The 25,118-nt window shown below is 57.0% G+C and carries 19 protein-coding genes; 6 read left to right on the top strand and 13 right to left on the bottom strand.

Annotation, left to right across the window (positions count from 1 at the left end):
* Positions 1-16: 16 nt before the first annotated feature.
* From HSDC_RS06405 to HSDC_RS16415, 4 genes are read right to left on the bottom strand one after another with little or no spacing between them, the layout of a single operon-like run.
* Positions 17-2,449 carry a fimbria/pilus outer membrane usher protein gene (locus tag HSDC_RS06405; RefSeq protein WP_137055214.1) on the bottom strand — a complete coding sequence of 811 codons (2,433 nt, stop codon included), beginning with the start codon at positions 2,447-2,449 and terminating at the stop codon, positions 17-19.
* Between the two features lie 28 nt (positions 2,450-2,477).
* Positions 2,478-3,224, bottom strand: a complete 747-nt coding sequence (locus tag HSDC_RS16425) for a fimbrial biogenesis chaperone (protein WP_073292111.1) — start codon at positions 3,222-3,224, stop codon at positions 2,478-2,480.
* A gap of 7 nt (positions 3,225-3,231) precedes the next feature.
* A complete protein-coding gene (locus HSDC_RS16420; protein ID WP_082919969.1) occupies positions 3,232-3,759 on the bottom strand; it encodes a Csu type fimbrial protein in 528 nt (175 codons plus the stop codon).
* A 12-nt stretch (positions 3,760-3,771) separates the two neighbouring features.
* A complete protein-coding gene (locus HSDC_RS16415) occupies positions 3,772-4,338 on the bottom strand; it encodes a Csu type fimbrial protein (protein WP_170862768.1) in 567 nt (188 codons plus the stop codon).
* Between the two features lie 426 nt (positions 4,339-4,764).
* Between HSDC_RS16415 and HSDC_RS16410 the strand changes: the two genes are divergently transcribed.
* Entirely contained in the window at positions 4,765-5,316 is a 552-nt protein-coding gene (locus tag HSDC_RS16410) for a Csu type fimbrial protein (RefSeq protein WP_082919967.1), read from the top strand.
* Between the two features lie 619 nt (positions 5,317-5,935).
* On the opposite strand, the gene HSDC_RS06395 is transcribed toward HSDC_RS16410, so the two are convergent.
* From HSDC_RS06395 to HSDC_RS06370, 7 genes are all read right to left on the bottom strand, one after another.
* The gene (locus HSDC_RS06395; protein WP_073292105.1) at positions 5,936-9,736 is read right to left on the bottom strand and encodes an ATP-binding protein; all 3,801 of its coding nucleotides are present in this window, start codon (positions 9,734-9,736) and stop codon (positions 5,936-5,938) included.
* Positions 9,737-9,750: 14 nt separating this feature from the next.
* Complete coding sequence (locus tag HSDC_RS16405; protein WP_073292103.1) at positions 9,751-10,395, bottom strand: response regulator; 645 nt, start codon at positions 10,393-10,395, stop codon at positions 9,751-9,753.
* Positions 10,396-10,926: 531 nt separating this feature from the next.
* A complete protein-coding gene (gene guaA, locus HSDC_RS06390) occupies positions 10,927-12,504 on the bottom strand; it encodes a glutamine-hydrolyzing GMP synthase (RefSeq protein ID WP_064699117.1) in 1,578 nt (525 codons plus the stop codon).
* 198 nt (positions 12,505-12,702) lie between these two features.
* Positions 12,703-14,172 carry an IMP dehydrogenase gene (guaB, locus tag HSDC_RS06385; protein WP_064699116.1) on the bottom strand — a complete coding sequence of 490 codons (1,470 nt, stop codon included), beginning with the start codon at positions 14,170-14,172 and terminating at the stop codon, positions 12,703-12,705.
* 135 nt (positions 14,173-14,307) lie between these two features.
* Positions 14,308-15,339 (bottom strand): ABC transporter substrate-binding protein, encoded by a 1,032-nt coding sequence (locus HSDC_RS06380; protein ID WP_244534445.1) that lies wholly within the window; start codon positions 15,337-15,339, stop codon positions 14,308-14,310.
* Entirely contained in the window at positions 15,336-16,736 is a 1,401-nt protein-coding gene (locus HSDC_RS06375; RefSeq protein WP_064699114.1) for a sensor histidine kinase, read from the bottom strand. Before HSDC_RS06375 ends, HSDC_RS06380 begins: the two co-directional genes overlap by 4 nt.
* Complete coding sequence (locus tag HSDC_RS06370) at positions 16,733-17,401, bottom strand: response regulator (RefSeq protein WP_064699113.1); 669 nt, start codon at positions 17,399-17,401, stop codon at positions 16,733-16,735. Before HSDC_RS06370 ends, HSDC_RS06375 begins: the two co-directional genes overlap by 4 nt.
* Before the next feature lie 132 nt (positions 17,402-17,533).
* Between HSDC_RS06370 and HSDC_RS06365 the strand changes: the two genes are divergently transcribed.
* The 5 genes from HSDC_RS06365 to xseA are packed head-to-tail and all read left to right on the top strand — an operon-like array spanning position 17,534 to position 23,002.
* A complete protein-coding gene (locus tag HSDC_RS06365; RefSeq protein WP_064699112.1) occupies positions 17,534-18,520 on the top strand; it encodes a Bug family tripartite tricarboxylate transporter substrate binding protein in 987 nt (328 codons plus the stop codon).
* Positions 18,517-18,963, top strand: coding sequence for a tripartite tricarboxylate transporter TctB family protein (locus HSDC_RS06360; protein ID WP_064699111.1), 447 nt, complete (start codon positions 18,517-18,519; stop codon positions 18,961-18,963). Before HSDC_RS06365 ends, HSDC_RS06360 begins: the two co-directional genes overlap by 4 nt.
* A 12-nt stretch (positions 18,964-18,975) precedes the next feature.
* Positions 18,976-20,490 (top strand): tripartite tricarboxylate transporter permease, encoded by a 1,515-nt coding sequence (locus tag HSDC_RS06355; protein ID WP_064699110.1) that lies wholly within the window; start codon positions 18,976-18,978, stop codon positions 20,488-20,490.
* Positions 20,491-20,545: 55 nt separating this feature from the next.
* On the top strand, positions 20,546-21,598 hold the full coding sequence (locus HSDC_RS06350) for an AbrB family transcriptional regulator (protein ID WP_064699109.1): 1,053 nt from the start codon (positions 20,546-20,548) through the stop codon (positions 21,596-21,598).
* A 36-nt stretch (positions 21,599-21,634) separates the two neighbouring features.
* Positions 21,635-23,002, top strand: a complete 1,368-nt coding sequence (gene xseA, locus HSDC_RS06345; protein ID WP_064699108.1) for an exodeoxyribonuclease VII large subunit — start codon at positions 21,635-21,637, stop codon at positions 23,000-23,002.
* A 163-nt stretch (positions 23,003-23,165) separates the two neighbouring features.
* Here xseA and glrR read toward each other — a convergent pair whose 3' ends face one another.
* Entirely contained in the window at positions 23,166-24,557 is a 1,392-nt protein-coding gene (gene glrR / locus HSDC_RS06340) for a two-component system response regulator GlrR (protein WP_064699107.1), read from the bottom strand.
* 14 nt (positions 24,558-24,571) lie between these two features.
* Positions 24,572-25,117, bottom strand: a complete 546-nt coding sequence (locus HSDC_RS06335; RefSeq protein WP_064699106.1) for a hypothetical protein — start codon at positions 25,115-25,117, stop codon at positions 24,572-24,574.
* Position 25,118: the final 1 nt, after the last annotated feature.

The raw sequence follows: 25,118 nt of genomic DNA, 5'->3' as shown, positions 1-25,118 counted from the left end.
TCCTGCCTCCCAAGTTCTACTGGCATACCAGAGGGCCAATGTTTGCGATTTGCTCGGAAACTACTTTCATCTCGAAAGATGCATGACAACTACCGCCATCCGCCTTTTCCACCAGCAGGGAATTTTGCTTTTGGAGACCCTTCGCGTAGATCACGCCATCCCAGCCGACAGGCGCCGTTGTTGCGTCGTTGATCGTGGCGACAGAACCCAGTGCGATGGGCTGGCCTTGACTGTCCTGCAAGGTAACGGCCGCGGAACGAATCGATTTAATACCGAAGTCGACCTTATAGCCCGTACGGCTCTTGATGGCGACGCGCTGCTCCACGGTCGATACTTCAGTACTCGAGGGCAGATTCATCGGATCAATGGTGTATTTCGCATCGTAATAGCCGGTCGCCCAGGGGACGAGCACGGTACCGGAGGCATCCGTTTCTCCGATCAGCCGGTTTTCATAGCTAACGGGAATGCCTTCGTAGCCGGAAGCATCCACGACAGCAAAGGCATCCGTGATCTTGTTGGCGAGATAGGCATTGTCGCCCATTACGACGACCGAGCCAGAGGCATCGAGCCACTTGGTGTCCTCTCCCCCTTCATAGCCATAGATGCCGCCGCGCAATTGGGCATAGCGTGAGCGATAGGTAGCATCGGCCTGGTAGTAGCCATCATTGCCTTCGTTGTTGGTATAGGCCACATTGACCCCTACGCCACCATCACTAGGCACGCTATGAGAATAGCGCACGATTTGTGACGCCGTACCTTTATCGGGATGATTCGTCGTCGCGCTGACGCTTCCGGCCGTACCAATCGGCACACTGACCTGTGCCATTGTTGTCCAGCCACCATCATCGCCCATGTCCTTATTCGCCGAGAAAAAGGCACTGACGTTTGACCATAGAGATTTACTCCACGAGAGGTTTAACAGCTTGGTTCTGTCACCCTCGAAGCTCTTGATGTCAAAGTATCCCGCCCCCAGCGTGCCGATCTTATCGAAGGACATACTGGCATTGGCCTGCAAGGACTGATCGCTCAACCGATAGCCAGATTTGTACGAGGAAAGATCCGTATACCCCGAATCTCGATCCGTGTACTGCAAACCAAAATTATAAGCTCCAGCAGAGTACTGGTAGCCGACATTATACTGACTTCCACTTTGAGACTCGTCATTATCGTTGCTATAGCTATAGGCAGTATTCAACGTCCCCAGCATGCCTAGCTGGTAGACACCCCCGAGACCATATAGCTGCAGCCCACTCGCCCCCTCAAGATGGCTTTCCAGGGTAAAATCATTTGTCACACCATAGCGAAAGATACCGTTCGCCACTGTCGAGCCATAAGAAAAATCCTTGGTGCCGTAGTCCTCCCGGATCTGACCGATTCCAAAGGAGTAGTCCGAAAGCCCTTGTCTCAACAAATCACTCGTGACGTAAAAGGGTACGGTGGTCGACACCTCCCGACCCAAGGCATCGCGCGTGACGACAACTGCCTGCCCCGCACCGTTGATATATGGAATATCCGTCAGAGTAAAAGGACCGGGATTGACATCAGTTTGCCCGGAACGGTTACCGTTAATGAACAAGTCAACGGTAGAGGGCACCGCCGCCGATCCGCTGAACTCGGGAAGCGGGTACGTCACCAGGTCAGGACGCACGCCAAAATCGCGCGAGACCTGTACCCCTCCCGCACGAACACTGTTACTCCAGGGCAGGGAGCCGGAAACGAAATCGCCGGCTTGATACTTCCTCATGGAGTGCTGGTCGGAGTACTCCCATGAAGTATCATAGCGAATGAAATTATCCTGCCCAACGATCTCATCTCCCCCAGAAATGTAATCCTGATAAACTGAGGTTGTGGAGAAGGTTCCAGCAGGACTAAAGAACCTAATCTCATTCCACAGGGAAGTATTGGTTCCGATATCGGTCCGCGTCGTATAAGAGTCATAGTTGAAAAGCAGACCCGTACCGACCTTGGCTTCCGTGTAGTTTCGGCCATCCGCCAGATTCAGACTCTGCTCGGGAAGCCATTCGGAAGGTACCATGATTTCCAGTTTCTGCTCTCTCTCTTGATACTCGACCTCCACGTCTGTCAGTTGAGATACGTTGACACGCATGGGGGCATCATTGGGAACACGAATGTCATGCTCAACCAGGAACGACTTATCCAAGAAGAAGTCATCGCCTTTTCGTATAGTTCGGTAAATCGTGCCCGTACTGCGTCCATTCACAATAATTTCTAGATACAGCTCGACCTCCTGAGAGGCCGCCAGGTCCGATTGACTTTGGCTATTGCTCTCTGAAGGGATATCAGGAATGGTACGAAAGCCTTCGGCCCAGACCACATTATGTTCTGCGGAAAAAAGGGCAACGCCGACAACCAACGCCGCCCCCCTTGCCCGAACCAAAAAGCCATTTTTATTCTGAAACAAGAATGGCCAATTTTTATCTTCACACACCCTGAATCCCCTTTTTCAGAATATAGTCTTAGCCCTTGTTAATAATAACGGCGTCCCCACCGTTCACCTGAACCTTAAGCGAAGACTGATTGTTCAACCCATCAGGCAAAGGCCAACGATTCGAGGAGTTGGCAAGCACATACCCCAACAACTCATTTCCCTGAGAAACCTCATGACTACCGTTAACTATGCTGGCTGCAGTAAGCCGCACATGGTGATTCGACGAGTTACTGATCTCCAGCATATTGTCGACAATTCTCCAGCTAAGACCATCTTCCAAAAAGCCAGAGGAATCTTCACCTTCCTCTTTCAAAGGTTGCGCCCCCTCCCCATAAACAAAAAGGGGAATGGAATACCTCATTTGAAATTTCAAAAGTGTGCCTTGATTATCGGGATCTTTATTATTTACAGGAACTTCATCCACAATTACCCGATAAGCATCTTCAACTCCAGGCTCAACGCTTCCAACCTTTGTCAGTCTAATAAGCTGTTTCTCACCAGCAGGCACTGTAAACACAGGCGGACTGGCTATAATATTTTTCTGGTTCGAATAAACATCTCCAGCTTCCTGCTCCCATGAAAACGTCCGTACCTGAAGAGTAACCTCTTTGTTGCCACGATTCTCCAGCCATAGCCCGGTGGCGTTTTCTTCGGAACGAATTACCGGGTTAATCGGCCATATTTGAACAGAAGCCGCAGCCAAGGCATTCGTTGTAAGCAATGCCAGCACCGCACCGATCAAAAATCTCTGCAATCGAAATGGTATCTTTTTCATGATTCAATCACCATGTAACGGTTAATGTTAGGTTGTCATTATAGCGTCCCGCAGGATTGCCCCCTGATAACTTCAGCTTCCCATAAAGCGGTATGCTTATTTGGTTAGCATCTTCTGCTACAATCATGATATTTTCATTCACCCCGACGGGGGTTGCCATATTGGCATCGCTATAAATAGAGTAAGGAATTAGGCTGCCACTTCCATCTTCGGCTATCATATTCCGCTGTCCATTGACATAATTCTGACCACCATCAATAGCAGCGTTGAGAGTCACGCCCTCAGTGCAATAAAAAGAGACACTCTGATTCCTTATCAGCTCAGCTGTCTTTTCATCGGTTGAAAGGGTCGAGGCCGTTCCAAAATCCAGCGTTCCGTAGTTTCCGTTCGCCCCCCCACCAGAAACCACGCACCCTTCTACTATCGCGGCAGATACCTCAAAGGTTGCGGTTGGAGCTGCCCACATAGGGTTAGTAACCAATATTCCGACGCAAGCAACGCAACAAGAGCATAAAATCCTCATACGATTCGTCATGTTTTGCTCTCTTTATATCTCGATGGTTATATACAGCGTATCTGAATATTCGCCCGCCTCTGTGTCATGGGTAATATTGGCCATACCGTACAAAGGTATTGATTGTGCACCACCATCTCCCTTGACAGTTGCTATAACATCGCCATCTTGCAGAGGTGTCGACATACTCACTTCATTATATACATCGTAACCTATACTATTTCCTTCCCCATCCATCATGACTCTTGTAGCACTCACCCCTGCTTGGACCGTGTTCAAAGAGCTCTGCAGTAGCACACTGGCATCGACACCGGTGGCACACTTCACACTAATTCCATTACCAGCTTCACCACCGGAAAGCTGGGTCGTTCTCTTGGCATCCTGTGGATAAAAAGAGCCGAAGTCCATGGTTCCAAGATTTACGTTCCCTTCGCCACTTCCGGCCCCTCCCCCCGCCAAGAACTCACATGCGGGAGTGAGCTCCATCGTCACTTTGACATTCAAAACTGCTTCATTGGAGCTGGGTGTTTGTGCCATGGACACGGAGGCAACCGACAGAAGCAATAAACCAGTAACATAAGAACAGCGAGAGGTTTTCATGACCAACCCTCTAGACAAAAAAACTTCCATTTTCAACCAGAAAAAGGATACGAATTAATCATAATCTTTGCCTTCACGTATATGGCGAAGACACTTGGCTGAAAAATTCAGTTGCCTCATTCTATAAGCAGCAACATGATATCCTTTTCACACGAAAAATCTCCACGACAGAATTCTCATTTCTCAGAAGAAAAATGAGATAGTTCTCATCCTGAGAGTCGTCATCCTGCTATGCTGCATACTCTGTGAGAGTATCCAGCTTATCAAGAGCAGAATGAAAAACCAGTAGGGATTTAAAAAATGAGAATTTTCCCATAGAGGCGAGCAAGCGGCTCACCTATTCTAGGCAAGGTACTTTCAATCCGAAAAGTACAAACCAACATTCAACCGAACACCTTCCTATACTGAAGAGCAAGGCTAACTACTATGAAATTAAAGAATGTTATGTTGACAAGCGTTGTTGGTGCATCTATGGGATTTGTTTCTCTTGCCAATGCACAAACAGCGCCTGTCACTGGTCAGATTGAGGTCAAGGCCACTGTCATGGAAGGCTGCGCAATTAGCACTGATGGCGGCCAAGGCGGGGGTAGCGAAACATCCTGGGGTGTCCTGGATTTCGGAACACTTCAACCCATTTGGAGCGAAGCCGTTAATGCAGAAGTTACCAGTTCGGTTAGCGGCGGAGCCATCTCGGTTGTATGCTCAGGAGGTGTAAACTCCTTTACGCTGGCTCTCGATGGCGGTACATCGGGTGGTGCAGAGCGGCAGATCAGCACTGCTGATGGCGACACACTCACCTATAACATCTATCAAGATGATGCCCGCACTCAAGCATACGGCATCAATCAGGCTGTGACATTCAACATTACCAATGGGCAGGCAGTTGAAGTTCCTCTCTATGGTAAGCTGAATGCTAACGACACAGCTGCAGTTGCAGGCACTTATACAGACACTTTGACCGCAACACTGCAGTTTTAAGTCGTCTATCATAGCGTATAAAAGGGAGGGTTCACACACCCTCCTTTTCAATCCCCCCATTATATAACAAACTCACTTTTATCTGCAAAAAGACTTCCCCATTGGCTCATTTTAGTTAGTGACTCGAAGCATCAAACTTAAAGCAAGCGATCACAAGACTGGAGAATTATACGGATCCAGCTTCCCGATAAGTATTGCTTTCGCTACCTGAGTTATTCGACTCTGGAAATATCGTAATAATCTTCAGGCTTCGTGACGAACACCAATTCCAGAAGCACAGTGAGCTTTCGAATCATTTTCTATATGTCACCACATCGCTAACGACGACTCCATTCCGTATTTCAGCCAGATTCACAATTCGAAACGCATATAGTGAGTTCCTCACTAGCCTGAACGCTCCCTGATCGGTTCATTAGAACTAGAGCCTATCTCAGTACCCCTTTCGTTCTATAGCGCCCAGCTCATATATCGAATAGCGCTTATCGGGCTAGGCGAAAACGAGTGGCGTCCGTGCAACACTCTAGCGACCGCCCCACTCAGAAGGTACTGCTTCCCATAATTGATAATAGTGCTGAAGAAATTTCTAACCAATCGGCTAAAGTTATTTTCTTATTTGCCACTACCTCTTACTCGCCAGCTCCTCGATTTCTCTAACAGCTTCCCAGACACAATCTATATATCGTAACAACAACGTTTCCTTCAATTCCCCATCACTTCTCCATCTTTCCTCAAGTAGTGCCCCTGCCTCGACAGCATCGTGACAGTTAAAAAGTCGCAATGAACCAAGTTGCCGGTGTACATTACTAACGATCTGCTCGGCATCATAAACTCCAATGCTATCCTCCAGCTCCTTGTTATCTTTCTTGACCATTGAAATCCACTTCTCCACAAGCTCGGGAGAATACCCCTCAATGCTATAAACACTCTCCTTGTAAAAGCTTTCCTCACTACTGGAAGCGAGAAGCTCTCCCTCCATTCCACTAAAACTTAAAGAGGAAAGTATTTCTAAAAGATTATCGGAAGTAACAGGCTTTATCAAAACCCTTTTCATTCCATATGCCAAGCATTCGGACACATGTTCCTTCTGTGCATTAGCTGTCATTCCGATCACATTCATGTCGGAAAACTGACTGTTATCTTGTATTCTTCTCGCCAATTCCATACCATCGATGCCAGGCATGTAGCAGTCGGTAAGAACGATATTATAGCCTTTCTCTTGCAACATGGCCCACGCTTGATCCCCGTCATCTACGACATCTACAGACTGTCCCAAGTTTTGTAGTTGCTCCTTGATGACATTACGAATGACAGGATTGTCTTCCGCCACCAATATCTTGAACTTCCCTATAGATTCGCTTTCCCCCTCCTTATATTCAAAGCGACCAAACTCTTTTATCCCCAGATGGTCAAGAATGATATGAGATAGCTCGTCATGCTGCAGAGGATATACGCTAATAGCCACGTCATTAGAGTGAATCAAATGACTTTTAGGGCATTCCACAAGCCTTATTTTGTTCTCCGTGGAACTGGAAATTCTGTCAGAAAGCACTACCCGCGCTTCCTCTTCATTTTTCAGAAGGGTCGCTTCGTGATAATACAAAGCATTTTCTACAGCACGCCTGGTTTTACCATTTCTCACATCAAGTGCGATGCCTATTCCTTTCAATAGTGGTGCAGGGTTTCGGGACTCCACTACCTTGGCAGAAAAGTCGATCGTTACTGTGGTTCCTTTATCCAATGTACTTTCAAGGGTTATATGGCCATTCATGGCTTCCATCAATTGCTTGCATATGGAGAGTCCTAGACCTGTTCCCCCAGCATTTTGTACTCTATGATCATACGCTTGGGAAAATGGAGTAAATAGCTTTTTCTGTGCCGAATCGCCGATACCTATCCCTGTATCGACAACCTTGACCTCTACTCTTTGCATTCCATCATGAATTTCATTTGCTTCAATTTCTATATCAATACTTCCACTTTCAGTAAACTTTGCTGAGTTGGATATAAGATTAAACAAAACCTGTCTGAGCCTTCTTCCATCAATCCACAGACAGGTAGCCAGTTTACTGTCTATATCCAGGCTCAAGTCGACCCCTTTTGAATATATATTATCCGACATTATATTGACAGAGTGGCATACAATTTCTCTTATATTGACCTTCTCCGGATGTATCTGAAGCTGTCCTGCTTCTATCTTGAAATAATCCAGTATGTCTTCCAGGAGCTGGAGCTGTCCTTCTGCCGTCATCTCCAGCTGTTCTATCCAATATCTCTGCTCTCTGCTAGGAGAGCCTTTCCTAAGTATGTCGATTATCCCGACGATGACACTGAGCGGTGTTCTTAGCTCATGGGACACAATAGCCAACATGCTTTTCATCGACTTGTTGGCCATTTCCGCCTCATTTTTGGCTTTCGATAGCGCTTCGGCCTGGTAATGCTGTGCTGTGATATCCACCCAGTATCCATTCCAGTGGACGTCTCCATTTTCCAGGCGTCGAGGCTCAAGGAAGGTTCCCACCCACCTTTTTTCACCTTTCTCATAAAAGGAAAACTCTCGGTAAATTGGAGAGCAATTACGTGAGGACACTAGCAGACGCCCTACCAACCACTTGATATCATATGTGCCAATCCGGTTAAGCAAAAGCATTGGATCATGCTCTATATCCCTTGGCGAGATACCAAACATCTTCTCACTGTTACCAATGATGAATAAGAGGCTTATCTCCTTTTTCGAAACCTTGAGTTTGTAGATGACTGCAGGAAGGTTTTTGGCCACATCATCCAGCCTTTTCTGAACGACAATCCTTCTTTCCACCTCCTTTTTCAGCCTGATATGCGAGATGATCAACACCATGATCACCGGAAGAAGCACCAGTATAAGCAACAGAAGGGGGTAAAAGAGCTTGTCCAGAGGGTCTTTACTTTCAGACAACTGAGAGCCAATCCAAGCATTGGCAATCCTCATCCTTTCATAATCTGGCATGCTTTCTATTGATTTATTAATATCATCAATCAATCCAGCGTTATTTTCGGTCGCTATGAATGCCAGCTCATCCATCCAATGAGTCAGCCGCGCTATCTTTAACTTGTCTGAAAAGTCTCCACTCAACAAGGGAGTCGCCAGCGCCAGGTTAGCCACTGCAAAGTCAGCCTTCCCGTCACGAACCAATGTGTATGCCTTTCGTAGATCCGACTCTTGAATATAAGAAGCACCATCAATTTTATTTTTCATGTCATCAAACCATGAGTTATTCAAATCTCCAACGACAATCTTTCCGCTTAACTCAGGGAGCTCCTTAACAGGATCTTCATCCACTTTTCCGACTATGACAACGGGATAATCTATAAGAGGTTCACTGGATATGAGACCTGGCACCTTGCTCGCTATAGAAGCACTTGCTAGAGCCAACTGTGCCTTTCCATCCAAGAGCATGTTAAGAGCGTTCTCCATACCTTCTGCCGGATGATACTGAATCCTGTTGTACTCCGGTTTAAATATGCTTTGAGAATACTCGACACCGAGACCGGCAATGCCATCTTCATCATCCTTCCAGGTAAAAGGAAACGCTTTAGCATCGAGGCTTATTCTTATTAGATCCTTGGGCTTTTTTTCTTTTGCTGCCATACTGCTTGACACCCACTCCGTCAGAAGGCGGGATTTTTCGTCATCTGATAGATGAGCCCATGCCTCACCAACCACTTTCTTTAATGATTTATCTTTCTCTGAAAGGGAATATGCGTATCGACGATTCTCCGGTATAGCTTCTGGCCCAACCCTGAGCCCCTTGCCGTTGCCATTTTCTAGATACTTGTTAATAAAATATCTATCCCCCACAAAGGCATCAGCATATCCTTTCCTTACAGCTTCTATCATGTCGCCATAATCATTTCTTTCAACTGCTTTAACTTCTGGAAAGTTGTTTTTAATATAACTCTCGATGCTGCTTCCATTAACAACAGCGACACGCAATGACTCCCATCCTTCTCGACTTATCGGATAGTCCGCTTCACTGTTCAATATCCAATACGGACTCTCTCCCGGGGATTGGAGCGGCCTTTCAATACGGCTAAGGGAATTATAATGGGGATTTCCTTTTCCATGATGCGCTATATCTATCAGCCCCTTGGACAAAGCCAAATTCAGAGATTCGGCGTCTGGATAAACAATAAATTTAACTTCAACACCAATTTCCTTCGCAATTGCCTTTATTATACTTGTCGAGTCACTTCTTTCATGACCTGAGCTAGTATCTTCATCTTCCTCATCAAGACCTGCCAGACCAACGATTAACGTACCATGACTTTCCTTCCACTCCCTCAGGATATCTTCATGGTCCGTGCTTCTGGACTGTGATGAGCCTAATAGAAAAATCAGAAAGACAACGATATGAATTGTATTTTTGAAAAAAGATAAAAACATAACCCGCCAAACTTTTATATCAGCCCAATCGCAGAAATTGTTTGATTCAGATAAACATCACTTTCGACCCCAAGCTTTTCCATCGCACTTCTTTTTTGCCTGCTTATTGTTTTCTCGCTCTTGTTAAGCTTTTTCGCTATTTCCCTTCCCGAAAGCCCTGAGGCATATAGTCGAATGACTTCTAACTCCCTTTTTGAAAGCTTGCGCTCAAGGTCGGCTTGCGTCATATGAGAATCAGACTTATCTACCCACCTTGAGCTATACAAAGTCATGCTTTTATTATTAATACTTCTTATAGCTCCTACAAGAACAGGGAGCTCTTCTCTTTTGTCAAAAACTCCATTGGCTCCGGATTTAAAAATTGCGTTGATCATGCTTGAATTATATACCATGGTAACGACCAGAATGGTTACTGAAGGGAAGTTTCTTCTTATCCTTGAGATCAACTCCAGTCCATCGGTCATTTTTCCTGAAGGCATATTAAAATCAGTCACAACGACATCGCATGCTTTCTCATTCAAACACCTCCATAACTCATCAGGATCATTAGCTTCCCCGACCACCTCCACTTTATCCTCACCATATCTGTTTATGACTTCTTTCAGCCCCAACAAAACCAGAGGATGGTCATCAGCAATAATTATGCGGATTTTTTTCATTTATAATCCCTACAGCATATCAATTTCAGCCCTGCATCGGACATATGCTAAACAAGGCACAGAATGTGGTGTATCCATGAATGTTTTTTATTAACACCTCCATTCCAGCGTCTTTGGCATAGACAACCGAAAACTGGCATTCACTATATTTTACATTTATCCCACCCCACTCTAAATAAGAAAAAAATTAAGAAATGAAAAATATCAGGAAAGAAGACCATGATCCATTACCAGATAGAATAAAACATGTATCTGATCTTTCCGAAAGCTGTAGATAGCTTAAAATTTTAGGAACAGAAATTCATCCGATAGCCCCCAGTCGACCGTTTTTCGACTTGTGGCGCCATTTGATGCCCTAAGACCACGATCTGTAAGACCAATATTCGCGGAAAACCTCTGAGGGCGAAGTGGCCTGGGGTCCCCGCACATGGCTGGACAAAGGCTGATATAGAACATAAAAAAAAAGCCCATGAGAACATGGGCTTAAGTATCTTTTATGCCAATTTGTACCAGCTAGTGCCTAACGTGTGATCACTCCCACTCGATGGTCGCCGGCGGTTTGCTGCTCACGTCATAAGTGACGCGGGAAACGCCTTCCAGTTCGTTGATGATACGATTGGAGACGGTTTCCAGCAGTTCGTAGGGCAGGTGGGCCCAACGGGCGGTCATGAAGTCGATGGTCTCCACGGCGCGCAGGGCGATGACCCATTCGTAGCGGCGGCCGTCGCCGACCACACCGACGGATTTCACCGGCAGGAAGACGGCGAAGGCCTGGCTGGTCTTGTGATACCAGTCGGCCTTGTGCAGTTCCTCGATGAAGATGGCGTCGGCCTCACGCAGGATATCGGCGTATTCCTTCTTCACCTCGCCTAGGATGCGCACACCGAGGCCCGGCCCCGGGAAGGGATGACGATAGACCATGTCGTAGGGCAGACCGAGCTCGACGCCGAGCTTGCGCACCTCGTCCTTGAACAGCTCGCGCAGGGGCTCGACAAGCTGGAGCTTCATGGTCTCGGGCAGGCCGCCCACGTTGTGGTGGGACTTGATGACGTGCGCCTTGCCGGTCTTGGCGGCGGCGGATTCGATCACGTCCGGATAGATGGTGCCCTGGGCGAGGAATTCCACCCCCTCGATCTTGGCCGCCTCGGCATCGAAGACGTCGATGAAGGTATTGCCGATGATCTTGCGCTTGGCCTCGGGGTCATGCACGTCTTCCAGACGCGACAGGAACTGCTCCTCGGCGTCGACGCGGATCACCCGCACGCCCTTGTGGCTGGCAAAGGTCTTCATCACCTGATCGCCTTCGTCCTTGCGCAGCAGGCCGTTGTCGACGAACACGCAGGTCAACTGGTCACCGATGGCCTTGTGCAGCAACGCGGCCACCACCGAGGAATCGACACCTCCGGAAAGCCCCAGCAGCACGTGACGATCGCCCACCTGCTCGCGCACCCGGGCGACCTGGTCCTCGATGATCTGCGCCGGTGTCCACCAGCGTTCCGCCTGGCAGATTCCCAGCACGAAGTGCTCGAGGATGCGCTGTCCTTGCAGGGTATGCGTCACTTCGGGATGGAACTGCACGCCATAGAAGCGCTTCTCCTCCCAGGCCATGGCAGCGATCGGGCAGCTCTCGGTGGAGGCGATCACGCTGAAGGCCTCCGGCACCCGGGCGACCTTGTCGCCGTGGCTCATCCACACATCGAGCAGACGCTTGCCGCTCTCGGCTTCGATGTGATCGGCGATGTCCTCGAACAGGGGACTCTCGCCATCGAGACGAATCTGTGCGTAGCCGAATTCACGCTTCTGCGAGCCTTCCACGCCACCGCCGAGCTGCTCGGCCATAGTCTGCATGCCGTAACAGATACCCAGCACCGGCAGGCCCATCTCGAAGACGCACTGCGGTGCGCGGGGCGAATCCAGCTCGGTGACGGATTCCGGACCACCGGCGAGGATGATGCCGTTGGGAGCATACTCGCGGATCTCCTCCTCGGTGATGTCGAAGGCACGAATCTCGGAATAGACCCCGATATCGCGCACCCGACGGGCAATCAACTGAGTGTACTGGGAGCCGAAATCGAGGATCAGGATCTTGTGGGCATGAATGTCGGTCATCGGGTGCTCTCTAAATAAGCAACGGCGCCTCACCAGCGCCGCTGAACAACGGTGTCCCTTGAACGGGGCGATTCGCTCGAGAATCTTTCGAGCGACGCTCAGGCGAGGCGAATCGTGGCGAGACAGCGGAGTTTACATGCCGGTAAATGAGCACGTTGAGCCGCGATTCAACACTGCCTGAGCGAGCGCAGATGATTCTTACCCTGCCCGGTAGTTGGGCGCTTCCTTGGTGATCTGCACGTCGTGGACGTGGGACTCGTTGAAGCCGGCGCCGGTAATCTTCACGAACTCCGGCTTGGTGCGCATTTCTTCGATGTCGCGGCAGCCGGTGTAGCCCATGGAAGCCCGCAGTCCGCCCATCAACTGGTGAACGATGGCGCCCATCACGCCCTTGTAGGGCACGCGGCCTTCGATGCCCTCCGGCACGAGTTTCTCGACACCTTCGCTCTTGTCCTGGAAATAGCGGTCGCTGGAGCCCTGGGTCTGCGCCATCGCGCCCATGGAGCCCATGCCACGATAGGCCTTGTAGGTCCGCCCCTGGTAGAGCTCGACCTCACCCGGCGCCTCTTCGGTGCCGGCCAGCAGGCCACCCACCATCACGCAGCTGGCACCGGCGGCCACGGCCTTGGCCAGATCGCCGGAGAAGCGCACGCCGCCATCGGCGATCAGCGGCACGTCGTAAGGCTTGAGCGCCTCGGCCACATTGGAGACGGCGGTGATCTGCGGCACGCCGACACCGGCCACCACGCGGGTGGTGCAGATCGAGCCGGGGCCAATGCCCACCTTGACGCCATCGGCGCCCGCCTCGGCCAGCGCCTTGGCCGCCTCCGCGGTAGCAATATTGCCACCGACCACCTGAATCTGCGGGTAATGTTCCTTCACCCAGGCCACACGCTCGATCACGCCCCTGGAATGGCCATGAGCCGTGTCGACGATGACGGCATCGACACCGGCTTCCACCAGGGCGGCAATACGATCGGACGTCTCGGGGCCAGTGCCCACGGCAGCGCCGACCAGCAGGCGGCCGTCGCTGTCCTTGGCGGCGTGCGGGAAAGTGCGCGCCTTCTCGATGTCCTGGAAGGTGACCAGGCCGCGCAGACGGAAATCGTCATCCACCACCAGCATCTTCTCGACGCGATGCTCCTGCATCTTGCCCTTGATGACGGCCAGCTCGGTGCCTTCGGCCACGGTAACCAGCTTCTCGCGGGGCGTCATGATGTCGGCGACGCTGTCGCCGTGATTGGGCTGGAAGCGCATGTCGCGCTCGGTGACAATGCCGACCAGGGTTTCCCCCTCCACCACCGGAAAGCCCGAGAAGCCATATTCCTTGGCCATGGCCAGCAGGTCGGCCAGCTTGGCCTTGGGCCCGACAGTCACCGGATCCTTGACGATCACGCTCTCGTGCTTCTTGACCTTGCGCACCTCGGCGGCCTGCTGCGCGATGGTCATGCTCTTGTGGATGATACCGATCCCGCCTTCCTGCGCCATGGCGATGGCCAGGCGGGCTTCGGTCACGGTGTCCATGGCGGCGGAAACGAGCGGGATATTGAGGAAGAGGTTGCGGGTCAGGCGAGTCCTGAGGCTGACGTCCTTGGGCAGGACATCGGAGTAGCCGGGTACGAGTAATACGTCATCGAACGTAAGAGCTTCTTGGGCCATACGTAGCATAGTCGGCAACACCCAGTGCGCTGTGGGAGGAGGGAGTGAAGTTAATCAACCATTATAACGCGGCCCACCGAATTCGGGCAATGTGGTGGTGCTTTCTGCTGTCTTGGCTGCTCGCACCGCCTTCTCCTGAGGCCCTCAGCGACGGCGCTGGAATTCGCGGCGCCAGCGTGCCATGAAGGCGGCGCGGCGCTGCGGGTCGACGAAGGCCAGCAACGACGCATTGATCGGAATGGGATACAGCTGATCGCCGACCTGATCGCGCAGCCGCTGTGCCGTGTAAGGGCCGCTGACATCCGGCCGTACGCTGAACAGCGGCGTCTGCCCCGCCAGCACGCGCTGCCCTTCCCGACTGAGCAGAAAATCGACAAACTCGCCGGCGCGTCGTGGATGCGGAGCATCTCGATGAATGAACACCATGCGCATCATCACCAACGAGTAATCCTGAGGCACCTGAACGATCACTTCGGGATGATGCTGGGCCCAGACCATGGCGTAAGACCCCAGCAGGTTGTAGCCCAGCCAGTAACGACCCTCGGTGATGCCTTGAAGCATAGCGCGGGTATTCTCCTCGAGGCGGGCATCGACGTTGCCCATGGCCGCGACCAGATCCCAGAAGCGGGGCGTGTAGCGCGCGTCCTGCTGGAACAGGGTATATCCCACACCGCTGCGCGCCGGCGAATAGGTAGTCACCTTGCCGCGCAGCATGTCCTGCCGGGTGGTCAGCAGCGTATGCAGGTCGGCATGCGTCGAGGGCGGCATCATGTGCCGTGGCAAGTCGAGCCGGTAGGCCATGACGATCGGCTCGAAGGTGAAACCGAACACCTCATCGCGCCACTTGGCCCAGTCCGGCCAGGCCCGCGCCTCCCGGGAACGCAGGGGACGTGCGTAGTCCTGGTTGACGCGCGCCATCTGCCAGGGCATGGCCGAGCTGATCACCACGTCGGGCGCCGGATCGGCCCGCTCGACCAAGGTATCGACCTCGAGGGTAGACCGGTCGTGAAACCTCAGCTCGATATCAGGGTGAGAGCGTTCGAAGGCGTCGAGCAACGGCGCGACCACGCGCCGATCGAGCGCCGCCTCGACAACCAGCGTCTCGGCGGCAACGGCCTCGCTGAACGAGGCGACCAACAGGCCGATGAACACGGCGAGGCGTCGCGCTCGCATCATGGCTCCTCCCGGCTCGACAGGGTAAAGTGCAGCGCCACACGAAGCCCTCGAGGGTCAAGGTTGCTCACATGCCAGTCGGCGCCGTGGCGCTTGGCGATGGAATCCACCACCGCCAGCCCGAGTCCGGAGCCCTGAGTGTCCTGACGTCCTCCTCGCTCGAAGGGATGATGCAGGCACTCGAGCAACTCGGCCGGCACGCCGGGGCCATCGTCCTCGATGTAGAGCGTTGCCGTGCCGGCATCGAGTTCGATGCCCAAGGTAATCTCGCTGCCCGCCGGGGTATAGCTCAGGGCATTGTCGATCAGGTTGCCCAGCAGTTCGCGCAGCGCCCAAGGCGACCCCAGAATGACGGCCGGTCCGACCGGCAGTTCGGCCAGCCCCAGATCGTGATCCCGGGCAGCATCCCGGCCAGCCCAGTCGAGCGTCACCTCGCGCAGCATGGCCGCCAGGTCGAGGCGCGTCATGTCACCGTCGCTACCGACATGGCGCAATCGCGCCAGGCTCAGCAACTGGCTGGCCAGCCGGCTGGTGCGCGCGGCACCCTCGTTGACATCGACCAGGGCCGCCCGCCATGCCGCCGGGTCATCATGGGCAAGCGCCAGCTCGCTGGCATTCTGCAGGCCGGCCAGCGGTGTCTTGAGCTGATGGCTGGCATCGGCGGTGAAGCGTAGCAGAGCGTCGCGGCTGTCGCGCTGGTGGGCAAACAGGGTATCGAGTGTCTCGGCCAGTTCGCGCAGTTCCTCGGGCACGCGGGCATCCAGCGGCCCCATGTCATCGGCATCGCGGCGGCGCAGCAGTTGCCGCAGCCGGCGCATCGGCGTCAGCGCCACCCGCATGGCCAGCAGCATCAGCAAGCCGGCGAGCAGCACCATGGCCAGAAAGCGTGTCACCGCGCGCTCGAAGAGCTCCCCCGCCAGCGCCCGGCGACCGGCCATGGTGTGCCCTACCCAGATCTGTACCGGGTCCTGAGTTTCCCAGCCAGCCGAATCGTATTCCCGCCCGTACAGGCGCCAGTCCTCCCCACGCCAGGTCAGGTCGCGCCAGAAGGGTTCGCGGGCGGCGTGACGCTGGTCGGCCGGGTCGATCTCGAGCGCCAGGTTGGCGGAAATACGCTTCCCGTCGGCATCCAGCACCGCATAGAACACGCGCTCTTCGTGACGGGTGGAGAGAATCTGCAGCGCCGCCGCCGGAATCTCCAGCACCGGCTCGCCCTCCCGCCATTGCACCGACTCGACGATGGTCAGGACGGCAGCTTCCAACTGGCTGTCATAGGCACGCTGCGCCGCGCGCTGCGCGCCCAGGTAGGCCTCGATCATCAACAGGGTACCCAGGCCGGTCACCGTGACCAGCAGCCAGATCGCCAGTCGACGCTTCAGCGAGCCGTCGACCTCGATCACGTCCGCGCTTCCTCAAGGCGATAGCCCAGCCCCCGGAAGGTACGGATGCACAGTCCACTGCCCTGCAGCCGCTTGCGTAACCGGCTGACGTAGACCTCAAGGGCGTTCGAGCCCACCTCGCCGAAGCCAAACAGGCGACTTTCCAGCATCTCGCGCGGGGCAATGTCGCCCGCCTGGGACAGCAAGCCTTCGAGCAACAGCAGTTCGCGACGCGGCAGCTCCAGCACGGCCTCGTCGAGGGTCACGCGTCCGGAGACCGAATCGAAACACAAGGGCCCCAGGCGCAGCAGGTTGTCGCTGCGCTGCTGACTGCGCCGGAGCAGCGCGCGTACTCGTGCCTCCAGTTCGGCGAGCGAGAAGGGCTTGGCCAGATAATCATCGGCGCCCAGGTCGAGGCCACGCACGCGGTCCTCCACGCCATCCCGAGCCGTGAGGATCAGCACGGGCGTCATGTCGCCACGCTCGCGAAGTGCCTCGAGTAGCGTCAGGCCATTGCCGTCGGGCAGCCCCAGGTCGAGCAGGACCAGATCGAAACCGCCCTGGCACAGCGCCGCGCTCGCCTCGGCGCAATGCGTGAAGACTTCCACGATGTTGCCGAGCGGCGCCAGGGCATTGTCCAGTGACCTGGCAATCAGCGGATCATCCTCGACGACGAGCAAACGCATGCAACCAAAGTCTCACAGAGCGATTCATGACATGACAGGTTGATGAAAGGTAGCGCTCCTAGGATCACTCCCGTCATCCCCGATGACGCCGAGGCCGCAGCCTCGATCACAACAAGAGAACAGGAGTTCGCCATGAAGATCAACACGACGCTACGCCACGCCTCCTGCCTCGCCCTGCTGGGCAGTCTGTTGCTGACCGGCAGCGCCCAGGCCCAGTCCGGCGAGACCGAATGCATCGCCCCGGCCAAGCCCGGCGGCGGCTATGACCTGACCTGCCGCCTGGCCGCCAACGGCCTGGAGGAAACCGGCCGCATCGACCAGCCGATGGTGGTCACTTACATGCCCGGCGGCATCGGCGCCGTCGCCTACAACCATCTCAATGGCGTGCGCACCGACGATCCCAGCCTGATCGTCGCTGCCAGTACCGGCGCGGCGGTCAACCTCGCCCTGAACAAGTTCGGCGATTACAGCGGCGACGAGGTCCGCTGGCTGGGCGCACTGGGCGTCGACTACGGCGCCATCGTGGTCAATGCCGACGCTCCCTGGGAAGACCTCGACGACCTGATGTCGGACCTCCAGGACAAGCCGGGCGAGATTGCCTTCGGCGCCGGCGGTACCGTGGGCAGCCAGGACTGGATGAAGGCGGCATTGACCGCCAAGGCCGCCGACGTTTCTCCGCAGAAGCTGCGCTACGTCGCCTTCGAGGGCGGTGGCGAGGCCCTGGCGGCACTGCTCGGCAACCATATCCAGGTCTTCACCGGCGACCTTTCCGAGCTCAAGTCGCAGCTCGAGAGCGGCAAGATCCGGGTGCTGGCCTCGCTGTCCGAGGAGCGCATGGGCGGCCCCTTCGCCGAGATCCCTACCGCCGCCGAGCAGGGCTATGACGTCCAGTGGCCCATCTGGCGCGGTTACTACATGGGCCCCGAGGTCAGCGACGAAGCCTACTCCACCTGGGTCGAGCGCATGAAGGCGCTCTCCGAAGATCCCGAGTTCGCCGAGTTGCGTGAAGCTCGCGGCCTCTTCCCGATGTCCCGCTTCGGTGACGACTTCGATCAGTACGTCCAGCAACAGATCGCCGACTTCAAGTCACTGGCGCAGGAAGTGGGGCTGGGCCAATGAGAGTGACGGCCGACAGGCTGTTGGGGATCGTCCTGTTGGGCCTGGCGGCACTTGTCGCCGTCCAGGCCCTGCAGTGGCAGATTCCTTTCAGCTATGAACCCGTGGGCCCCAGGGCATTTCCCCTGGGGCTGGCATCGCTGTTGTCGATCCTGGCCCTGGTGCTGGTGTTCAGGCCCGGCGCCAATGGGCACTGGCCGCATCGTGCCCTGGCCGTGAAGCTGTTGATGGTACTCGTGCTGCTGGTGGTCTACGCCACCCTGTTCACCCGGCTCGGCTACATCCCCGCCTCGTTGCTGGCGGCGACGATACTGGCCCGGCTGTTCGGTACGACCTGGGGCAAGGCATTGATCACCGGTGTCCTGATGGCCATCGGCAGTTACTTCCTGTTCACCAGTGGCCTGGGCATCTCGCTGCCCGACGGCTATCTGGCAGGCATCGTCTAGAGGAGCGTCAGCATGTTCGACTTTCTGATTCATGGCTTCGCTGTCGCCTTGACCCCCATGAACTTGGGGCTGGCCTTCCTCGGCGCCCTGCTCGGCACCCTGTTCGGCTCGTTGCCGGGCATCGGGCCCATCAACGGTATCGCCATCCTGATGCCCCTGGCCTATACCCTGGGACTGCCGGCGGAGTCGGCGCTGATCCTGCTCGCCGGGATCTATACCGGCTCGGAATACGGCGGCCGCATGTCGAGCATCCTGCTCAACGTGCCGGGCGATGCCGGTGCGGTCATGAGTACCCTGGACGGTCACCCGCTGGCCAAGAAGGGCCTGGCCGGGCCGGCACTCGGCCTCTCGGCGGTCAGTTCCTTCGTTGGTGCCACCATCGCCATCATCGGCCTCACGCTGTTCGCCCCGCTGCTGGCGGAGGTGGCCGTGATGTTCGGCCCCGCCGAATTCTTCGCCCTGATGGTGTTCGCCTTCGCGTCCATGTCGGTGATGATGGGCAAGGATCCGCTCAAGACCGCCATCGGGGCGATACTGGGTATCCTGATCGGCACCGTCGGCGTCGACTCGGGTACCGGCGTGATGCGCTACACCTTCGGCATGGCCGAGCTCTACGACGGCATCGACTTCGTGGTGATGATCATCGGGCTGTTCGCCATCAGCGAGATCCTGCTGATGCTCGAGCAGGGCAACCGGCGCGATGGCCAGGACGAGGGCATTCCGCCTCTGGGGCGTGTCTTCGTCAGCCTCAAGGAGATTCTTGCCTGCAAGGGGGCCATGGGCCGCTCCGGCCTGCTGGGCTTCATCATCGGCGTACTGCCCGGCACCGGCGCCTCGGTGGCCAGCGCGGTGGCCTATACCACCGAGAAGCGCATTTCCGACAAGCACGATACCTTCGGCCAAGGCGACATGCGTGGTCTGGCAGCACCGGAGGCCGCCAACAATGCCTCGGCGGCGGGCTCCTTCGTACCCATGCTGACACTCGGCATCCCCGGCTCCGGCACCACCGCGGTACTCCTCGGCGCCCTGATGCTCTACAACATCACGCCCGGCCCGATGATGTTCACCGAGCGTCCCGAGGTAGCCGGCGGCCTGATCGCCTCGTTGTACATCGGCAATCTGGTCCTGCTGGCCTTGAACCTGCCGCTGGCCGGCCTCTTCGCCCGGGTGCTGACCATTCCCCGCTGGGTGCTGGTACCGGGCATCGCCCTGCTCGCCTTCGTCGGCGTCTATCAGTTGCATTCCGATCTCACCGCCATCTACCTGATGCTGGTCATCGGCATCCTCGGTTATCTGCTGCGCAAGCTTGGCATCTCGCTGGCTCCGGTGATCCTAGGCTATGTACTCGGCGGCCTGATGGAGCAGAACCTGCGTCGCGCCCTGTCGATCAGCGGCGGCGACATCGGTATTCTCTGGCAATCCGGCATCTCGGTGGGCCTGTGGATAGCGGCCGCCGCGCTGTTGATACTGCCCTGGCTGCTGCCGAAGCTGCTCGCCGGGCGTACTCGCCATAACCGTACCGGCTGATGTACGCTCCGGGCCCGCCCGACGGGCCCGATCCCTCTCGACTGGAGACCCCGACTTGCCCACCGCGCTCCCAGCCCTGCTTCGCTTCCTGCCCACCCTGGCGCTAGGCATCGTTGGTGGTGCTCTGGCCTTTGCCGTGAACCTGCCGCTGCCCTGGCTGCTCGGCGCCATGATCGCCACCACGGCGGCGAGCCTTTGCGGCGTACGGCTACGTTCGCCGGGGCGAGGTCGCAAGGGTGTGCTGGTCGTGATCGGCGTGATGCTGGGTACCGCCTTCACCCCCGGCATGACCGGCGATTTGGGCCTGTGGAGTCTGAGCCTGGCGGTAATGCTGGTGGCCACGGCGGTGATGATGGCCTTCTCGGTGTGGTTCTCGCAGCGGGTCGCCGGCCACTCACGCGAGACTGCGCTGTACGCCGGCGTGCCGGGTGGCGTTTCCACGGTCACGCTGATGGCAATGGCCTCCGGGGCCGACCTGAGGGTCGTGGGCATGACCCATGCGATACGCATCCTGGTGGTGCTGTTGGCCATCCCACCGGTACTCCAGGCGATCGGCCATGTCGACCTGGCAGGCGCCACACCTGACCTGGCCCAGTGGCTGTGGTTACCCGGTGCAGCCGATGCGGCCTGGCTCACCGTCGCCGGGCTTGGCGGCCTGTGGCTCGGGCGCCGCTTGCGCCTGCCCAATGCCCTGCTGTTCGGCCCGGCACTGGTCTCGGCGGCGCTGCATCTCACCGGCGTCACCCATGCTGCGGTGCCGCCCACGCTGCTCGCCCTGGCCCAGGTGATCATCGGCGTTTCGGTGGGCGTGCGCTTCGCCGGCACCTCACTGGCACGGCTCGGCCAGACGCTGGTGATGGCCTCGCTCCAGGCACTGGTGCTGCTCGTGATCGCCGTGCTCGCTGCCTGGATCGGCCACCTGCTGACCGGCTATTCGGCCGCCGCCGCCCTGCTCGCCTACATGCCCGGCGGTGCGCCCGAACTGAGCCTGGTGGCGCTGACACTGGGCATCGACCCGGCCTTCGTGACCACTCATCACCTGATGCGCATCAGCGTGCTGGTACTGCTCCTGCCGGCGTTGCTCAGGATGATGGCACGGCGGGCATGATAGGCTAGGCAGCCCACGTCATTGTCAGGACAGGCCATGTCATCCACCGCCGAACGGCCTTTGTCGGTCGAGACCCTCAACCGCAACGCTCGCCAGCTCCTCGAGAGCGGGATCGGCGAGGTCTGGGTGGAGGCCGAACTCTCCGGGGTCTCGCGGCCGGCCTCTGGCCATATCTACTTCACGCTCAAGGATGAACGTGCCCAGTTGCGCTGCGCGCTGTTCCGCACCCGGGCTCGCTTCGTGACCGCGCCGATGCGCGACGGGGATCGGGTCAAGGTGCGTGGGCGAGTCTCGCTGTTCGAGCCGCGTGGCGACTTCCAGCTCATCGCCGAGGCCGTGCAACCGGCCGGCGAAGGCGAGCTGCTGGCCGCCTTCGAGCGTCTCAAGGCCAAGCTGGATGCCGAGGGCGTCTTCGCCAATGCCCGCCCCCTGCCGTTTCCACCCCGGCACCTGCTGGTGCTCACCTCGCCCACCGGCGCGGCGATTCGCGACGTGCTTGCGGTACTCGAGGCACGCTGGCCACTGTCCCAGGTCACCTTGATTCCCGTGCCGGTTCAAGGCCGCGAGTCGGCCCCGGCACTGATCGCCGCGCTCGGCATGCTCAACCGCCAATCGGCCCTGGCCCCGGAACACGATGCCATCCTGATCACCCGCGGCGGTGGCAGTCTCGAGGATCTCTGGGCCTTCAACGACGAACACCTGGCCCGGGCCATCTTCCATTCCCGGCTGCCGGTCATGTCGGCGGTGGGCCATGAAGTCGACGTCACCCTGGCGGATTTCGCGGCCGACAGCCGCGCCCCCACGCCATCGGCGGCCGCCGAACGGCTGGTTCCGGACGCTGCCACCCTGCGCCAGCGCCTGATCCAGCTCGAGGATCGACTGACCCGCTCGCAACGGGCCCGCCTGGATACCCAGGGCCAGCGGCTCGATCACCTGAGGGCCAGACTGCGCCACCCCGGCGAGGTGCTGGCTTACCGCCGCCGCCAGCTCGAACAGTTGGAAGGCCGCCTGCACCGCGCCATGAACGCTGGACTGGCCGAACGGCGGGAACGCGAACGCCACCTGCGCCAGCGCCTGACGCTGCGTTCGCCACGAAGACAGGTGGAACAGGCCGAGCAACGCCTGACACTGGCTACCCGACGGCTCCAGCACAGCATGCCCCGTGCGCTGGCGCGACATCGCGAGCGCCTCGCTGCCGTGTCCCGCGAATTGCAGGCGGTCAGTCCCCTGGCGATATTGGGACGGGGCTACTCGATCCTCGAGACGCCCGACGGCCGAGTGGTCAAACGGGCCGAGGATACCCGCCCTGGAGAACGACTCGAGGCCAGGCTGGGAGAGGGACGCCTGGCGCTCGAAGTGTTGCCGCCTTCCGAGGCTCCCTCATCATCCGGCCACAAACAATAACAAGTATTATTTACATCATCGCCGATTGCGTTAACATGCCTGCCTGCATGACAGGCTGACAGTGCCAAGCATCGGGTGACCTTCGCTGTGCAACAGCCTTGTGTCCGTCATCCAGTGCTCGCTTGACGGCGCCCGCCCCGGGCGCCGTCCTTTCACCCGCCGCTCAAGCCCTGTTGGAGTAAGCGACGTTCGGCTTGAACGTCGAAGGTTCGAGTTCGTGCCGGGCCAGCAACTTGTAGAAATCCGTTCGGTTGCGGCCGGCGATCCGCGCCGCCTGGGTGACATTGCCCTCGGTGATCTTGAGTACCTTGATCAGGTAGCTGCGCTCGAACCCGGCCCGGGCGTCGTTGAAGGTCGGCAGAGCGTTTTCCTCGGCCACCAGGGCCTGGGCCACCAGCGCCTCGGGGATGATCGGCGAGCTGGTCAGGGCCACGCACTGCTCCACCACGTTGACCAGTTGTCGCACATTGCCCGGCCAGGCGCTCGACGCCAGCAGGTTGATAGCTTCCTTGGAGAAGCCCTTGACAAAGGGCTTGTGGCGTTCGGCTGCCTGAGACACCAGATACTTGGCGAGCAACGGCACGTCTTCGGCACGTTCCTTGAGCGGCGGCAGCTTCAGGTTCACCACATTGAGGCGATAGAAGAGATCCTCGCGGAAATCTCCGTCGTGCATGGCCTGCCCCAGGTCGCGATGCGTCGCCGAGATCATGCGCACGTCCACCGGTACCGAGGCGGTCGAGCCGAGGGGACGAATCTGGCGCTCCTGCAGGGCGCGCAGCAGCTTGACCTGCAGAGGCAACGGCATGTCACCGATTTCGTCGAGAAACAGCGTCCCGCCGTCGGCGGCCTGGAACAATCCCTGGTGATCGCTGATCGCCCCGGTGAAGGCCCCCTTGGCGTGGCCGAACAGTTCGCTTTCGAGGAGCTGCTCGGGCAAGGCGCCGCAGTTGATAGCGATGAAGGGCTTGTCGGCTCGCCGGCTGGCCTTGTGGATGGCGCCGGCCAGCAGTTCCTTGCCGGAGCCGGAAGGCCCGGTTACCAGCACGCTGACATCGGAGCTCGCCACCATTCTGGCCTGCTCGAGGATGCGTTCCATCTCCGGGCTACGGGTGATGATCGCCTCGCGCCAGCTGTCATCCTCGCCGGCCGCCGCCGACGTATGCGCCAGGGCATCGTCGATGGTGGTGAACAGCTCGTCTCGATCCACCGGCTTGGTGAGAAAGCCGAAGACCCCTTGGCGCGTGGCGCTGACGGCATCGGGAATCGAACCGTGGGCGGTGAGGATGATCACCGGCAACCCCGGCAGGCGCCGCTGGATTTCCTGGAACAATGCCAGCCCGTCCATCTCGTCCATGCGCATGTCGGACAGCACCAGGTCCGGGCGGCCGGTATCCAAGTGCTTGAGGGCTTCCCGGCCACTCTCGGCGGTGGTCACGCGGTAGCCACGGCTCTCCAGCCGCATACCCAGCAGTTTCAGCAGGCTGACGTCATCGTCCACCAGCAGGATATGGGCAGCCTGGTCGGCGTTGGCGTGAAAGTGTCCGGTCGGGGTCATGTCATCTCTCCGGGTCATTCGTTCCGCTGTCGCGAATTGATATTTCGCTCGATGTCGGTCAGGGCATCGAGCTTCTGTGTCAGTGCCTCCTTTTCCGCCGCCAGGGTGCCTCGTGCCTCCTCGCTGTCAGCCAGCCGGTTCTGCTGCTCGCGACGACGTTCGACCTCGTTGAGCCAGTAACGCAACAACGGTTGTAATCGCGATGGGGCCGCATGCAGGTCGGCCTTGAACAGTTCGGAGGCCTGCTTCCATTGCGATGGCGGTCCCCAGGACAACACCACGGCCCTGGCCAGACGTTCCTCGGTCTGACTGCCGGCGAGACGCTCGCGCATGCGTTCTCGCCATTCACTGTCACCACGCTGGGCTGCCAGGCCGAATCCCACCCAGTCGCGCAGCAGGCAGGCATCGTCGGCAAAGCCGGGGACTTCGGCATAGCAGCTTGGCGTGTCGTCTTGCCTCACGGAGGGTCCCGTCACGTTCTTCCGAGACTGCTCGGGCAACCACTGACAGCCCGCCAACCAGAGGGCGGCCAGGCAGATGGTCAAAGCTCGTGCGTTCATG

This window comes from Halomonas caseinilytica (assembly GCF_001662285.1).
Taxonomy (GTDB): domain Bacteria; phylum Pseudomonadota; class Gammaproteobacteria; order Pseudomonadales; family Halomonadaceae; genus Halomonas; species Halomonas caseinilytica.
The sequence above is the reverse complement of the archived record's forward strand: the minus strand, read 5'-3'. Positions and strand labels throughout refer to the sequence as shown.